This is a genomic window from Gilliamella sp. wkB171 (genome assembly GCF_001693755.1).
In the GTDB taxonomy this organism is placed as follows: domain Bacteria; phylum Pseudomonadota; class Gammaproteobacteria; order Enterobacterales; family Orbaceae; genus Gilliamella; species Gilliamella apicola_F.
In genome coordinates this window covers 1-15,229 of sequence record NZ_LYST01000006.1, presented here as the reverse complement: position 1 = coordinate 15,229, position 15,229 = coordinate 1, and the positions used below count along the sequence as shown (strand labels likewise).

Genomic DNA, 15,229 nt, shown 5'->3' with positions numbered 1-15,229 from the left:
GCATATATTACATAAAATATGTGTATTACATGAAAAGTGGATTGCAGCCCATTTCTATCATAATTTTATTGAGCTTTAATAGCGGCAATCCCACCAATGAATTAATATCATCACCTTCTAACTTATCAAATAACGTTATTCCTAATTCATCGCATTTAAAGCTTCCGGCACATTGTAGTGGCCTTTCTTTTGCTATATAGGCATTGATTTCTGCATCGGTTAAATGACGGAACGTCACCTTAAAAGGTTCACATATTGTGTTCGATTGTCCACTAGCGGTGTTAATAACTGTCATACCCGTGTAAAAATAGAAGGATTTACCACTACTGTTACGTAATTGTTGACGAGCATTTTCAACAGTAAGGGGTTTACAAACTATTTTATCATCTAAAACACCCACTTGATCTGATCCTATGATTAAACAATTAGGATATTGAGTTATCAATGATTGTGCTTTAAGTTTTGATAGGCGTATGACTAGTTGTTCTGCTGACTCATTCGGTAATGGCGTTTCATCACAAATTGGTGGAACACATTGAAAAGCAATAGCTAACTTTTCTAATACTTTTTTTCGAGAAAGTGAAGTTGATGCTAAGATTATTTTCATTTAAGTTCTTCTTTTATTATCCAAGCTGAGGGGTGGCAGTTAAAACCGATATGACCGTAATACTCTACTGCTTGCGGCGCTGCCAGCAAAGTAATCGCACAATTTAAACCAGTATAATTTTGTATTTCTTTGATTAATTGTTTACCAATACCTTGTTTTTGGTATCTATTATCAACTGCAAGGTCAGCTAAATAAGTAATATAAACAAAATCGGTTAAGCAACGAGCAATACCAACAAGTGAATCGCCATCCCAAGCAGTAACGATTAGATTTGCATTATCTAACATAGCTTGAAACCGTTTATGATCATCAATAGGGCGGCGTTCACCTAAACTGCAATTATTATATAGCGTAATAGCTTGTGTTAATGTGGGTTTAATATTACATCTGTAAATGATATTAGTCATATGACTCCAATTTTAACTTAATCATACATAGATAGTGATAGCGATTTATGTTTTAAAGATTTAACTAAGTAATTACCACCAACTATCGATTGGGTATTATGTTATCGCTTTATTATTTAACAATCAATTAACTAAACAAGCCTAAAATTTAAAGTTGAATCTGCACTGTGATAACAATGATGTTACCTATGATATTAATAAAAATAATGAATATGATTTAATCGAAAAACAGGTGTAATTTAATTAAACAACCATTGTAAATGCTCAGGAAATGTCTTATGCCTTTAGTTACTTATAAAATTGCTAAAACTGCATGTGATTTTGAACAAGGGAAACAACTTTTTTCTGAATATGCTAATCTTTTTTGTCCAAGTTTGTACACGTTAACAATGGAGAATGCATTTAAATCCATTGTTCACACTTCATTATACCCAAAAGGAATGTTAATACTTGCTCACATCGGTATTTCGACTTCGGCAAGCATTGCAGGTTGCATTGGTCTTCGCCATTATGATAATTCAACTGCTGAATTAATAAATAAATATGTAAAAAAAGAATATAAAAGACTTTGTATTGGTCAAGAGTTGATTAAACTTGCTGTGCAACAAGCAAAATCACTTGGTTATGAAAAAGTTTATACCAATATATTATCGGCAATGACAGATGTTGTTGCTTTGTATGAAAAACTTGGATTTCAACTGTGTAAACCTCATAACGTTAATTCAGCTAAAGAAGTGATTTTGATGCAAAAAATCATTCGTTAATCAATTAAAAGCGAGTATGATGAATTAATCAGGATTGTATTAAAAATATAGGTAAGTTATAAATTTTTACACAGCGAGGTAACAGTTATGTATAAAAAAATTTTGGTTCCTATTGATATCCTTGAGGATGAATTAACCCAAAAAGTCATTCCACATTTAGAATGTTTAGCTAAATTATCGAATGCCAAAGTTATTTTTTTTCATACTTTACCTGTTGCATCGGCCATTGTTAATGCCTATTCATTTGGATTTGATGAATTTAAAGATCAAGCAACCGTACAAACCGAGCAAGCACTACATAAGTTAATTGATTCGATTAATTTACCGCGTGAAAATTTATCATTTTCAATTGCTTTTGGTAATCCACGAGATGAAATTCTAGCTCTAGCTGACGAAATAAAACCTGATCTTATTATTTTAGGATCAAGGCGCCCAAATATTACCACCCATCTTTTAGGATCAAATGCATCGGGCGTGGTACGAGGCGCTCAGACTTCAGTATTAGTCGTTCGTTAGTTTAATAATTTAATTAATCATTATTAAGCAGGGAATTAATGAAGATTCCTTGCCTTTTTCGGAATTATTAAAACCAAAAACAATATTAACTTTATTGCTTTCTTATTTAACAATATAATTAATAATGTGTATTAAAGGTAACTAAGTTATTATTAATCGGCTTGATATCTATCTAGAACTTATGATCGAGTAAATTGATCATATTAGAACAATACTGTTAATCTATTTTACTAATATTCTTATAAAATAATAAAAGTTTAACAAAACTTAAAGATTCTGAGTTTGCTCAATTATATAAACTTGTTTATAATTTTGAGCACGTTAGATGGAAATAAAAATATGGAAAAAAAAGGAAGTTACTATTAGTATGATTAAAAATATGATAAAATACAATTGTATACAGGCCAGCCAGCCAGCCAGCCAGCCAGCCAGCCAGCCAGCCAGCCAGCCAGCCAGCCAGCCAGCCAGCCAGCCAGCCAGCCAGCCAGCCAGCCAGTTTCTAAAGTTATCTTGTAATGTTAAGTTTGCAAAAGCTTGTTTTTTTCGTCAAGTAAATCTCTTTTTTCTTATAGTTGTTTTGTTATTTTTTTTCAAAAATAATGCCCAAGCACTTACAGTTCAAACAGTTGAAGCTATTCGAGGTTCCCAACCCTATTTAACATTTGATAAAGGCTTAACTAAAGCGGAAAATGTTGATTCATTACTTGGAATTAAATTATCTGATGGTACATTCATTGCTGCTTCGCAAGATAATTCGACTAAATTACAACCCATTGAATTACCTTTTATAACTGATTCATTTAGTAAAATTCAGACATTTATACCCTTTCCTTCGTCGGGTAATAGTAGTTATCCTAATATTGGAATAAATAGTTTAATTCTTCCGCCTTATAACTATTGGGGCGATGATGATGGTGATAAAAATGCAAAAGCAACTGGCACTCTAAGTGTTAAATGGCAAGATGCAGGGGATAATGATATCACTAAAAAAGTTGGTATGAATTCTAGTAGTCAGTTGAACCCGTGTAAAAGTCCATATCGTTTAACAATAACGGCAACTAATGGTCAACTATCTACACAATATGGATTACCTAATATAAGTAATTTTTCTGGAGGTAGCCATACCTACTATTTAACACCCAAAAAAGGTAAAGCTTATGCTTGTTTTGCTCAGCCTAATTTAGTTTATGATAAAAGTACTTATTTATCGTCACAATATGATATTGATGTTGAAGGACCAGATTGGGGAACAAGTAAAGGTTTTGAGATACAAAACCTTGCAAAACCAGAACTGAATTTTCCAACTACAGGTTCAAATGGATTGTATTTTTACTTGTTATTAGGGGGAATTACTCCAACTCAAGTGATTAATGCTAATGGTCAAATTGTAACTGCAAGTAGTGGTGGAAATATTAGCTTACAGTTAAGTTTACAAGATGCGGCTTCAACAACTTGGACTGGTAAATTTAATTCAGTCGGTGAAAAGCAGACTTTATTAAAAATTACTTTGAAAGGTCCAAATAAAAATAGTACAAATAAGAGCTTTACTCCTTCAGTCTTTCGAATTTATGCCGATTCCACAAAAAAAGTTTTATTGTATAGTTTTAAAATACAGCGTTGGTATATAGCACAACCAAGCGTTCAAATTAGTTCTTTCAATCAGGCTAAATCATTTTGTGATAGTTTAGGAAATGGCTATCGTGTACCAAATATTACAGATTATACCAATGCAAACAATCAGAAATATGATTGGACAGGTGGCATTCCTGGTCGTTTAGGTAATATTGCTGCTTATCGACGTCAAATCAGTTATCGTAATGCAAACAATACCTGGATAGGGGGAATATTTAATGAATGGGGATGTGTCAGCAGTAGCTTATCCAATTCGCCTGGTGGGGCATATAAATGCAGTGGTTATGCTGGTACTGATTGGGATACATTTTATGGTTATTATTCCAATCAAATTTATCAAGGTTCTAATGTAAGTTATAAAGGAAATTATTACATTGTTGCCTCGAATGTTGGAGTGGTTGAGCCTGAAAGCTTTAATAGAGAAAATCGTAATGATCGTGCTGCTTGTGTTGTGCCCTAATTTTGCAAACAAACTATAGAAATAGGCGTTTTATTTTTTATGGATATTTTTGAAAAATTAATACAAAGTAAAAATAGTGACACTATTTATTTTTATAGAGAAGGTATTTTTGCTCAACTTTATGGTGTGTCACTATATTTGGCAATCAATCAATTAGAGTTACCGCTAACTTTACGAGCACGACGATATAAAAAGCTTTCAGATAGATACATATTATGTGCCGGATTACCGACTAAACTGTTAGAAAACTTATCTATAAAAAATTTGCAAAAAACATCATTTGGATATGAGTTGAAAAATGATTTGATTGTTGATTATCGTCATTATCAAATTTGGTATCAACAAAAACTTAACCAGTCATTGATTGAGCAAAATTTGCTTAATCGAACTCAACAAATAAATGAAAATTTAATCAGAGGGTTAAAGCCTATTTGGTTAAACGAAAAAGAGTATAATTTTATACAAACATGGCATCGAGGGAGGTATCGACCTGGATTAGAGCTTCAATTTATGGAAATGCTGCAAAGAAAAATTGCTTCCAGTTGTGCGTAGCACACTGGTGGCAATTTTTGATTAAAAAGTAGACAAAATAATGGTCTTACTAGTTAACTATACTTTTATAATTTATTTATAAAAAAGCAATACTGTCACAGTAATTGATAAACCTTCTAATTATTGATGTCTAACAATAAAACAGCAATGTATGTGTTTGTTACGTTTAAAATCTAGCGACTGGGTCTTGTCGGTAATGTCTTGATAGGTCAGTCCTAATTTTTGCATGCCGTCAGCATCCATTTTAAATCCGCGTTTATTATTGGAAAAAACAATCGTGCCGTTAGGCCGTAATAAGCGTTTTAAATCAGTCATCAATTTTAGGTGATCACGCTGCACATCAAACGTATCATGCATTCTTTTTGAATTTGAAAACGTTGGCGGATCGATAAAGATTAAGTCAAATTGTTCTTCACTTTGTGCTAAATAAAGCAAGCAGTCAGCTTGAATTAAACGATGCTTTTTACCTGTTAAACCATTTTGTTTTAAATTACGATCCGCCCATTCTAAATAGGTGCGCGACATATCAACGGTAGTTGTTGATTTAGCGTTGCCAAGCCCAGCATAAACACTTGCACTACCTGTATAAGCAAAGAGATTAAGAAAATCTTTACCTTCGCTCATTTCGCCAATCATTTTACGAGCTAAACGATGATCTAAAAATAGACCTGTATCTAAGTAATCAGTGACATTGACCCAAAATTGGGTACGACGTTGGTTAATAGCATATTCATGTACTAAAAAGTAATCTTGTTTTTGTGCAAGTTTTTGGTATTGCTGTTTACCTTTCTGTTTTTCACGGGTTTTTAAAATCAATTGATCGGCATTAAGTTCAAGTACTGACATAGTGGCATTGATAATATCAAACAAACGTTGTCTAGCTTTTTGTTCTTCAATATTTTTCGGCGCAGCATATTCTTGAATTACGACTTTATCTTTATATCGATCGATTGCAACATTATATTCCGGCAAATCAGCGTCATACAGGCGGTAACACTCTAACTGTTGTTGTGCTGCCCATTTTTCCAGTTTTTGTTTATTTTTACGTAATCGATTCGTGAAATCCAAAGCTGGTAAAGTTGGTGAATTGAGTAATTGTGAATTATCTCGTTTAGCAATAACATAATTTTTTTGCACACAATCTAAAGGGCCATTTTTGGCTTTAAACTGTTTATCGGCGCGCATCTGTAAGCAATCTAATAATTGTGGTGCGCCACTGAATAATGATAATCGCCACCCACCAAAGTTTTGTTTAATTCGTTGACCTAATGCCGTATGTAAAGCAATAAGTGCAGGCTCACTTTCTAACCGTTCTCCATAAGGTGGGTTACTAATAATCATCCCTGTAGACGCTGTAGGCAAAGGGTTAGTGAGTTGAGTGACATCTTGCATAGCAAAAGTAATTAAATCACCTACACCAGCTTGAATGGCATTTTGTTCAGCACGCTGAAGAACAACCGAATTATTATCGTAACCGATAAATGGAGTCGTGCTTTTGCAAACATTGTGTTTAGCGGTAAAAAGTAGTTCATTCCAGCGTGTTGGGTTGAATCCTTTCCAAGCAAAAAATCCCCATTGTTTACGATGTAGTCCTGGTGGAATTTTTGATGCGATCATTGCCGCTTCGATTAAAAGTGTACCCGATCCACACATAGGATCGATTAATGGTTCATCATTTTGCCAGCCAGAGCGCATAATGATTGCCGCAGCTAAACTCTCTTTTAACGGTGCTTGCCCAGTTTGTTGGCGGTAGCCTCGTTGGTGCAAACTGTCACCACTTAAATCTAAAGAAAGTGTAACGCGATTTTTATTAAGATAAGCATAAAGACGAATATCAGGATCTTGCTTAGCAACATTAGGTCGCTCGTTAGTATGTCTTGTAAAATGGTCAACTATGGCATCTTTAATCTTTAAGGCACCATATTGACTATTGCGAATAAAATCATTTACGCCAATAAAATTAATCACAAAAGAGTTATCGACCGCAAAAATATCTGTCCATTTAATATTAACTACACACGAATAAAGATCTAAATCGCTATAAATATCAAATTCGGCAATAGGTAACAAAATACGCGATGCTAAACGAGACCATAATAACGATTGATATAATGTTGTTTCGTCAGCATTAAAATAGACGCCCGATTGCACAATTTTACACTCGCTAGCGCCAATTTGTTCTAACTCTTTTTTTAATAACTCTTCCAGACCTCGTGAAGTACTGGCAAATAATGTTTTCATGCATAATCCACTTAACAATAAAATTGTAGGCATTATACCGACTAATAGTAACTGTGGGAAATAAAGCTCAAATAGAATAATAAAATGACTTAATAATCGATAATTTTGTGAAAAAAATAATCACTCAATTAAATCGTTAGTTATAAGCTTTTAGCCAACATTGAATGTAACAACAAAAGCCATGATTAAAACGCATTACTTTTTCAGGTAAATTAAGTTAAATCACTGCAAAATTTATGGGAAATAATCAATTTTTTGTTTATTAACAATTCGAAGCGTCAAATCTGTGATCGCGATGATTAATGCTGAACGAATCATTTGTTGATAGCGATTTTGAAACATGGACGATTTTAAGGTGTCAACAATACCCGATTGCTTGGCCTTTTCGTGTTGTGATGCCCAATTAGGTGGCAGTACCATATCATGTAATAAGCTAATTGGTCCTAGAATTTCATCATCTAGATAGGTGTAGCTTTTATCATCTTGTTCAAGTTCTTCTAAAATGGCAATTAATAGTTCAATGTCTTCATAATCTTCACGGCTGATAATGCCTAAAGCATACAGTAGTTTTAAGCATACAGAGGTGTCATTAAGTGGTCCATTTTTACCCACTAACGAGGGGATCACAAATTTTATAGCATGCGGCTCTTTACGAAAAACCTTTAGAATCAATTGATTAACACTGTCATTAATTAATTTAATTGCAACTACCAGCAAGTTGTAAATATCAGCTTGCTGGTTAAGTTTTTCAAGTATCGTATCTTCTTGTAATATCGATTCGGGCATTAGAAGTTAAATAAATTGATGATTTTGCATTGCAGTATAAATTTCTTCAATCTGCTTAACAATAGGATTATTAACATCAATACCTGAGAGATCGGAAAAAGCTTGTTTTACACCTTTTTCTAAGATAAGTTCGGCTAACTCGACTGCTTGTTCATCATCGTTGTTACGGTAGTTAAGTGCTGCTGCAATACCAATAAGTAAATTCGTATTTTTAACTTGATATTCAACGGTACCAAGAAGCGGTTTAATTAAACGATCGCCGGCACCCAATTTGCGTATTGGTTGGCGTCCTACTCGAGCAGTATCATCGTGTAAATAAGGGTTTTCAAAACGGGTTAAGATTTTTTCGATATAAGCCATATGTTTTTGCTCATCAAAATCATAACGTTTAATTAATACTAAACCACTTTCTTCCATTGCTCCGCGAACAATTAACCGAATTCGTTCATCTAAAATTGCATCACGAATGGTGCTAATATTATTATAAAAGCCTAAGTAAGCGGTAATGGCATGCCCGGTATTTAGCGTAAATAGTTTGCGTTCGACAAAAGCCATTAAATTATCGACTGGTTGCATTCCGTTAATCGATGGAATGGTGCCAACAAACTGGGTTTCGTCCACAATCCATTCAGAAAAAGTTTCAACTGTAACTTCAAGTATATCGCCTGTTTTTGATGTTGCAGGCGGTACTATGCGATCAACAGCGGAATCAACAAAACCAATATGACTGTTTACCCATTGATGTAGGTGTTGAGGTAAGGCTTTAAAAATTTCTTGCTTAAATTGGCTAGTACCTCGTACTATGTTTTCACAAGCAATGATATTGAGTGGTTTTGTCTGACCTTGTTGGTGTCGGGCAATAATACCTTGGGCAACAGCAGGGGCAATTCTCGTTAAAATTTGTGGACCAACCGCTGTTGTAATTAAATCGACCTTAGTGATGTACTCGATAACTTCTGTTGATGTACTATTAATAGCATCGACATTTTTAACTATTTCTGACGTCGATTGCTCGCCAACCACATTTACCGGATATTCATGGCGCTCAGCAATGGCATCTATGATTTGTTGATTTACATCAGCAAAGGTAACATGTATACCTGTATCTGATAGTAATTTTCCGATAAAACCTCGGCCGATGTTGCCGGCACCAAAGTGTAATGCTTGCATAATAATAACCCTTAACAATATATTTAATAATCAATTTATTAGTTGTAATGTCATAATAAATGAATCACACCTTGTTTTAGCTTAATATTGCTAAAACTTCTTCAATACTATTTGTACTAGCCAGTTTAGCAATAATGGTTTCATCATCAAGCGCATTAGTTAGTTTTGCAATGACATTTAGATGTTCATTATTGCGAGCAGCAATACCAATGACTATTTTGGCTTTATCACTTTCTTCTTCGCCAAATTGAACGCCTGCTGGATATTGGCAAAATACAATACCTGTTGTAATGACTTCATCTTTTGATTCGATAGTACCATGTGGCACAGCTATCGATTCACCTAAATAAGTAGAAGTTAATTTTTCACGTTCAAGCATTGCTTCGATGTAAGCTGGTTTTACATATCCATTATCCACGAGTTTTTGACCAGCAAAACGAATTGCTTCTTCTTTGGTGTTGGCTGTTAAGTTTAGAAAAATGTTTTTTTCGCTTAGTTTAAATAATGGTTTATGTCCAAACGATTGTGAGTTGGCGCTTGATACAGTCGATGATTTTTTATTGTTAGCATGGATTAAATCATTAACTAATTGAGTGTACAAATCACTATCTAAAAAGTTAGTTAATGATATGTGATGCGCGTTAGGGGCATATTGTTTAGCTCGATCAGTGAGATCTTTATGGGTGATAACAATATCGACTTCGATCGGTAAATTATTAATCGCGGTGTTGCTGACATTAATATCTAAATTAGCATCCTGAATTTTTTTGCGTAAAACGCCTGCGCCCATCGCACTTGAGCCCATGCCTGCGTCACAGGCAACAATGATTTTTTTCACTTGAGTTAAATCTAATTCGCTATTTTTAATACCTTTTGCTTCACTTTTCATCGCTGACATATCGGATTTTGCTTCATCAAGACTTTTTGTTGCAGATTTAGTGGTTTTTAATAGAATTGATGCAACCACAAAAGTAACAGCCGCCGCCGCAAGTACTGACACACTTACACCAACAATCGAATCTTTGGGTGTTACAGCAAGAACCGCAATAATAGATCCAGGGGAAGCGGGAGAACTTAATCCAGCGCCAAATAACGTTAATGTAAATACCCCAGTCATGCCGCCTAAAATCATGGCAATAATTAAGCGAGGATTCATCAACACATAGGGAAAGTAAATTTCATGAATACCACCGAAGAAATGAATAATTGCCGCGCCACTGGCTGAACCTTTAGCTGCGCCTTTACCAAATAACATATAAGCAAGTAATAAACCTAAACCAGGACCCGGATTTGCTTCGATCAAAAAGAATATTGATTGAGCGTGCTCAGCTGCTTGTTGAATTCCTAAAGGTGAAAATACGCCATGGTTAATGGCATTATTTAAAAATAATATTTTAGCTGGCTCAACAATGATTGAAGTTAATGGTAACAAATTATGTTGAACCATAAAATCAACGCCTTGCGCTAATACACTTGATGCGACAACAACAGAAGGGCCAATTGCAAAAAATGACAATAAAGCGAGTAACATGCCAATAATACCGGCCGAAAAGTTATTCACTAACATTTCAAATCCACTTTTGATTTTACCATCAACAGCTTTATCGAATTGTTTAATGACCCATCCTCCAAGTGGACCTACTATCATTGCACCTAAAAACATTGGAATTGACGAACCTACTATAACGCCCATCGTTGTGATTGCACCAACAACCGCACCTCGTTCACCATGGACTAATTTACCGCCTGTATATCCAATTAACAGTGGCAATAAATAGGTGATCATAGGTTCAACTAATTTAGCTACGGTCGCGTTTGGAAACCATCCGGTAGGTATAAAAATCGCCGTGATAAAGCCCCAAGCAATAAATGCGCCAATATTGGGCATCACCATATTACTTAGGAATCGCCCAAAATTTTGGACTTTCAATTTGATGTTTGCACTTGTCATAATTTAAATCTTTCCTTATTGATTGATATAATCATTATGCAGCTATTGTAGAAGGATATAGTTATTTGATTCATCAAAAAAAATTGACAAATGTGATCAGGGTCACAGTGTTTGTATGGGGCTATTTTTTATTTTTGTGATTAAGATCACAATTTTTGCGGTGGTCATAAGGGGCATCGGTAAAATATGTTTAAACCGTAAGTTTTATTAACACATCTTTGTAAGATTAATTGTTCTAAACTGTTAAGATTAATTGTATAATTTTTATAAATTTAAATAACAAAAAATAATCAGAATCGAATTATGCAAAAATTTTTAATCAGTTTAAGTTGTCTTTTTTTATTTAATGGATTGTGCTTTGCTAACGAAATTAATCGTATCCATATTAATAATAGTTATAATATATTTTCCGATCCTGAATTCATGCCTACTGAAAAAATAATAAAAAAACAGATAATTACAACTTACGCTCAAGATAATGATGGTCCGTTAAAAACGACTTATCATGCGAATGAGAAAGGCTTTTTTGAAAAAGCTATCACCAGTGATGCACAGTATAATATTGATGTTGATTATTCTGTTCGTTCAATCAAATACCTTAATAAAAAACTTTGGTTTAGATTAAATGAACAGCAGAACATTACCTCGATTGTTGATGATAAGCAACAAAATGTCAGTTCACTTATCTATAATCAGTCAGGTCAACTCATTGAAAAGAACACCGATGATGAGGTTTGGCAACAACCGCTAAAAAGGTTATATGAATATGCAAATAATAAAGTTGTTCGTTATACTGAGTGCTGGGAAGATGGATGTAGTTTAGGTGAATATTCTTATAATCCAGCAGGTTGGTTAATAAAGGTAAAAAGTAAGAGCATTGATGATAATGCCAATAATGGTCAATCTAAAAATAATAAAACCAACAATTCGAATTCATACAATATCAAATGTACCTTTGCCAAACATAATCAATATGGTGATTGGACCTATGGTTATTGCATAACGCCAGATGGTGTGACCAATACTACTTTTTATCGTAAGTTAGAGTATTGGTGATTTTGTTATTTTTTTATGACTCACTATCGGTTAACGACCAATTAAATTTTGGCTTTATAGCAGGCAAACATGCGTTTTTATCAAGGTAAAAAGTGATTTAATTGTTATAAAGATTTTTTGGTGAAGTGATTTCAATTTTTATCTGATTAATTTAATAAGAGAATGTAGGTTTTGATGATATCAAAACCATACATTAACTCCTCACATTTTATATAGCGAAATTTACCCCACTGTAACGGAATAAATTTCGCTGTATTTTAACACTTAACTCTATGTAAATTAATTATTTTTTTAATGAATTCACCCTAATATTCTTTGTTTTATTACCTTTTTGTATTGTATAACCTAAAGACTTTTTACTAATGTCTTTATAAATTAGTTCATCATCAACATATGGTAATCTAAAATGGATAATTAATTCATGCTCTCTAATATTATCACTAAATACTATAATTTTTTCGATAATTCCATTAAGAAAATTTTTCTTATCTTCAATCGAAAATGAAGGATTTTTAAGTTGTTCAATTCTATTTCCAAATTCTTTGACCCAATCAATCCATTTTTTTTGATTTTTATATTCAATTAATTCATTTAGTAATTTTTCTTTTTTTTCTTCAAATTCTAATTTACGTGTTTCCATTTGAAATATTACACTATCTAAATCTTGTATTTTATCAAGTCCGATCAATTTTGTTGTATTTAAATTAATTAGTGCGTTTCTGACTTTTGATATATCTGACTCTAATTTTTTTACTTCCTTGTTGATTTTTCTTATACGATTTTGTTGTTCTCTCAAAGACTCTTTATCCAAAAGATCCTTTTTTACATCTTCTTTAAAACCATACGATTTTGACACAACATTTAGTACCGTATTCCAAACTAAATCATCAGTTGTATCAAGTCTTAAGTTCCTTATGGATGTACATTTAATGTATTTTTCAGTATGTTTTGTTTTGTATTTGTTATCTTTTTTGTTGCAAGAGTAATATGAATTTTGCTTTTCTTTGTAGTGACCACCATATTTACCTCCACAATGTCCACATTCTAATAATCCACTTAATAGATAAAGGTGTTTTTGATTACTTGTTTTTACTCTCTTGTTATTTGTTTGATTATAGGATCTGCTTTCTTTAACTTTTAAAACATCTCTAATTAATGATGGAGATAAAATTGGATCACATTCAATCCTTACTTGTTCTTGTATTTTTTTATCGAAGAAATAGTAATAACCCGAGTAGTGTGTATTTGTAAGCAATGCACTAATTGAACCATGAGACCAGACTGCTTTTCCTCGTCTTGTTAGTACTCCATTAGTTAATAGTTCTGTGCGGATTTCATCGATTGTTAATCCAGATTTGTATTTTTCAAAAATAAACTTAACCCATTTTACTTCTGTTTCTTCAGGAACTAATTTATGATTTTCAAGTCTATATCCAAAGGGGGGAGCACCTCCATGCCAATAACCTTCTTGTACTCTTGAAAATTTACCAGCACGAAGTTGTTCAGTGCGAAGTTGATTATCATACTGTGAAAATTCGCTTAAGACGCCAATAAGTAAATTTGTTGTTGGATCTGATAAACTATATTCGCCTCCGATAGTATATAAAATTACATTATTTTGAATAAGTGTTATACGAATGATATTCCATGTTTGTGAATTTCTCGATAGTCTATCTGTATTCCAAACATATAAGTGTTTAATTTCGTTTTTGCGTATATTATCTAGTAAGTTATTTAATACAGGTCGATCACTTAAGTTATCTGCTGAAGATGAACGACTCCCTTCATTCCAAATTTTATACTGCATACCTAAAATAGTTGCTCTTTTTATGCCACTTTCTGTTTGGGTTTCTAGAGATGTACCATCATCCGCTTGAGATGTAGTAGATACTCTTGTATATATGTGTAATGTTTCTGCCATTTTTAAATAAGTATCCTACTATATTCTAATAATGAATTATTTTAACATTCATATTTTCTGGAAAAATGATTAAAACACCCGTCTATAATAAAGACTGTTAATTATTATTAATTTTACATTAAACTGTTAAAAAGTTTAATTTCTTCACTCAGTAATTTTATGATAAATGAAGTGTTAAATCATAATTTTATTAAGATAAAACAGTTTGTTATGTTGTATTACCTCTTGACTTTTTCTTTAATTTATTGTATAATATTCACTCAAAAATAAAGTCATTTTTTAGTATTTTAATAGAATTTAAATTTTACCGAACTAAATTCAGAGGTTATTTATTAATAATAAATAATTATGATTTATACCAAAAAGTAATTTAATTATATATTGAATTTCACTCCTATATTATGAATTTTACTACATTAAATTTAGTAATAACTTTACTGTAAGTATTATTATCGTCGATATTTTCAATTTACTTTTCGTAATTAGTATTGTGTTTCTTTCGCTTTATGTGAAGGTCACTAAAGTTAAGAAGAAAAATATAATGTTTACCAACTTTATTGATTTTTGTTTTTAGGTTTCAACTTAAGAACAATAGTTAAGTATTACCTAAAATAAAGTAATACTTTTATAGGAGAATATAGAAATGAAATTATTAAATAATACATTAAGCGGTTTTGAATTAATAAAACAATTAGAAAAAAATGAAACTAAAAAAATACAGAAGTGCGAAGCACCCATGAGATGGGTTCAAGATTTCATATCATTATATGGTGTCAATAATTGTTTATTTGTTACCTTAGCATCAAATAAAGATCATTCAATATACTATATACAAAAAGCAATAAATGATTGGTTAAATAATATTTGTTTTCGTATTTTTAGATCTAGTAGAGATAAACTTACTGAAGGTAGTATAAACTTTTTAGCATTTTTAGAATCAAATGAAAAACAATATTATCACTATCATTTAATTATTTATATTAATCCAAAATATAAAGATTACTTTAAACGATTATGTGATGGGTTTTGGAAGAAAAGAGTTTATGATGGTACAACTGACATACAAGATATTAGTGATCCAATTGGTTTAAGTAAGTATGTTACTAAAGAATATTACAAAACAGAAAATCAAGAATATTTTTATTGTTTCTAATTATAGATAAGTT

The 15,229-nt window shown here is 32.4% G+C and carries 13 protein-coding genes; 6 read left to right on the top strand and 7 right to left on the bottom strand.

The features are described from left to right. Nucleotides 1–25: 25 nt before the first annotated feature. The gene (locus tag A9G03_RS00300) at nt 26–607 is read right to left on the bottom strand and encodes a Maf family protein (protein ID WP_065634683.1); all 582 of its coding nucleotides are present in this window, start codon (nt 605–607) and stop codon (nt 26–28) included. Next, a complete protein-coding gene (locus tag A9G03_RS00295) occupies nt 604–1,014 on the bottom strand; it encodes a GNAT family N-acetyltransferase (protein ID WP_065634684.1) in 411 nt (136 codons plus the stop codon). The genes A9G03_RS00300 and A9G03_RS00295 overlap by 4 nt, the downstream gene beginning before the upstream one ends. Before the next feature lie 278 nt (nt 1,015–1,292). Between A9G03_RS00295 and A9G03_RS00290 the strand changes: the two genes are divergently transcribed. The 4 genes from A9G03_RS00290 (at nt 1,293) to A9G03_RS00275 (ending at nt 4,938) form a co-directional block, all read left to right on the top strand. Beyond that, nucleotides 1,293–1,778, top strand: coding sequence for a GNAT family N-acetyltransferase (locus tag A9G03_RS00290; RefSeq protein WP_065634685.1), 486 nt, complete (start codon nt 1,293–1,295; stop codon nt 1,776–1,778). An 87-nt stretch (nt 1,779–1,865) separates the two neighbouring features. After that, nucleotides 1,866–2,294, top strand: a complete 429-nt coding sequence (locus A9G03_RS00285; protein WP_065798092.1) for a universal stress protein — start codon at nt 1,866–1,868, stop codon at nt 2,292–2,294. 379 nt (nt 2,295–2,673) lie between these two features. After that, nucleotides 2,674–4,386, top strand: coding sequence for a PT domain-containing protein (locus tag A9G03_RS00280; RefSeq protein ID WP_179854728.1), 1,713 nt, complete (start codon nt 2,674–2,676; stop codon nt 4,384–4,386). Nucleotides 4,387–4,425: 39 nt separating this feature from the next. Beyond that, nucleotides 4,426–4,938 (top strand): hypothetical protein, encoded by a 513-nt coding sequence (locus tag A9G03_RS00275; protein ID WP_065634688.1) that lies wholly within the window; start codon nt 4,426–4,428, stop codon nt 4,936–4,938. A gap of 120 nt (nt 4,939–5,058) precedes the next feature. Here the strand turns inward: A9G03_RS00275 and rlmKL are convergent, their stop codons facing one another. The 4 genes from rlmKL to A9G03_RS00255 all read right to left on the bottom strand — a co-directional run bounded on the left by rlmKL (nt 5,059) and on the right by A9G03_RS00255 (nt 11,086). After that, on the bottom strand, nt 5,059–7,179 hold the full coding sequence (gene rlmKL / locus A9G03_RS00270; RefSeq protein ID WP_065798090.1) for a bifunctional 23S rRNA (guanine(2069)-N(7))-methyltransferase RlmK/23S rRNA (guanine(2445)-N(2))-methyltransferase RlmL: 2,121 nt from the start codon (nt 7,177–7,179) through the stop codon (nt 5,059–5,061). Between the two features lie 234 nt (nt 7,180–7,413). Further along, entirely contained in the window at nt 7,414–7,965 is a 552-nt protein-coding gene (locus A9G03_RS00265; RefSeq protein WP_065798089.1) for an MltR family transcriptional regulator, read from the bottom strand. Between the two features lie 6 nt (nt 7,966–7,971). After that, complete coding sequence (locus tag A9G03_RS00260; protein WP_065798088.1) at nt 7,972–9,135, bottom strand: mannitol-1-phosphate 5-dehydrogenase; 1,164 nt, start codon at nt 9,133–9,135, stop codon at nt 7,972–7,974. 76 nt (nt 9,136–9,211) lie between these two features. Then, nucleotides 9,212–11,086: a PTS mannitol transporter subunit IICBA gene (locus A9G03_RS00255; RefSeq protein WP_065798087.1), complete on the bottom strand. Its 1,875-nt coding sequence runs from the start codon at nt 11,084–11,086 to the stop codon at nt 9,212–9,214. 303 nt (nt 11,087–11,389) lie between these two features. Between A9G03_RS00255 and A9G03_RS00250 the strand changes: the two genes are divergently transcribed. Further along, nucleotides 11,390–12,142, top strand: a complete 753-nt coding sequence (locus A9G03_RS00250) for a hypothetical protein (RefSeq protein WP_065798086.1) — start codon at nt 11,390–11,392, stop codon at nt 12,140–12,142. A 283-nt stretch (nt 12,143–12,425) separates the two neighbouring features. Here A9G03_RS00250 and A9G03_RS00245 read toward each other — a convergent pair whose 3' ends face one another. Beyond that, nucleotides 12,426–14,063 carry a recombinase family protein gene (locus tag A9G03_RS00245; protein WP_065798085.1) on the bottom strand — a complete coding sequence of 546 codons (1,638 nt, stop codon included), beginning with the start codon at nt 14,061–14,063 and terminating at the stop codon, nt 12,426–12,428. A gap of 643 nt (nt 14,064–14,706) precedes the next feature. On the opposite strand from A9G03_RS00245, the gene A9G03_RS00240 reads away from it, so the two are divergent. Next, nucleotides 14,707–15,216 (top strand): rolling circle replication-associated protein, encoded by a 510-nt coding sequence (locus A9G03_RS00240; RefSeq protein WP_065798084.1) that lies wholly within the window; start codon nt 14,707–14,709, stop codon nt 15,214–15,216. Nucleotides 15,217–15,229: the final 13 nt, after the last annotated feature.

Coding starts and splice junctions, on each gene's coding strand:
- A9G03_RS00300 (WP_065634683.1), bottom strand. CDS start 607: ATGAAAATAATCTTAGCATCAACTTCACTTTCTCGAAAAAAAGTATTA.
- A9G03_RS00295 (WP_065634684.1), bottom strand. CDS start 1,014: ATGACTAATATCATTTACAGATGTAATATTAAACCCACATTAACACAA.
- A9G03_RS00290 (WP_065634685.1), top strand. CDS start 1,293: ATGCCTTTAGTTACTTATAAAATTGCTAAAACTGCATGTGATTTTGAA.
- A9G03_RS00285 (WP_065798092.1), top strand. CDS start 1,866: ATGTATAAAAAAATTTTGGTTCCTATTGATATCCTTGAGGATGAATTA.
- A9G03_RS00280 (WP_179854728.1), top strand. CDS start 2,674: ATGATAAAATACAATTGTATACAGGCCAGCCAGCCAGCCAGCCAGCCA.
- A9G03_RS00275 (WP_065634688.1), top strand. CDS start 4,426: ATGGATATTTTTGAAAAATTAATACAAAGTAAAAATAGTGACACTATT.
- rlmKL (WP_065798090.1), bottom strand. CDS start 7,179: ATGAAAACATTATTTGCCAGTACTTCACGAGGTCTGGAAGAGTTATTA.
- A9G03_RS00265 (WP_065798089.1), bottom strand. CDS start 7,965: ATGCCCGAATCGATATTACAAGAAGATACGATACTTGAAAAACTTAAC.
- A9G03_RS00260 (WP_065798088.1), bottom strand. CDS start 9,135: ATGCAAGCATTACACTTTGGTGCCGGCAACATCGGCCGAGGTTTTATC.
- A9G03_RS00255 (WP_065798087.1), bottom strand. CDS start 11,086: ATGACAAGTGCAAACATCAAATTGAAAGTCCAAAATTTTGGGCGATTC.
- A9G03_RS00250 (WP_065798086.1), top strand. CDS start 11,390: ATGCAAAAATTTTTAATCAGTTTAAGTTGTCTTTTTTTATTTAATGGA.
- A9G03_RS00245 (WP_065798085.1), bottom strand. CDS start 14,063: ATGGCAGAAACATTACACATATATACAAGAGTATCTACTACATCTCAA.
- A9G03_RS00240 (WP_065798084.1), top strand. CDS start 14,707: ATGAAATTATTAAATAATACATTAAGCGGTTTTGAATTAATAAAACAA.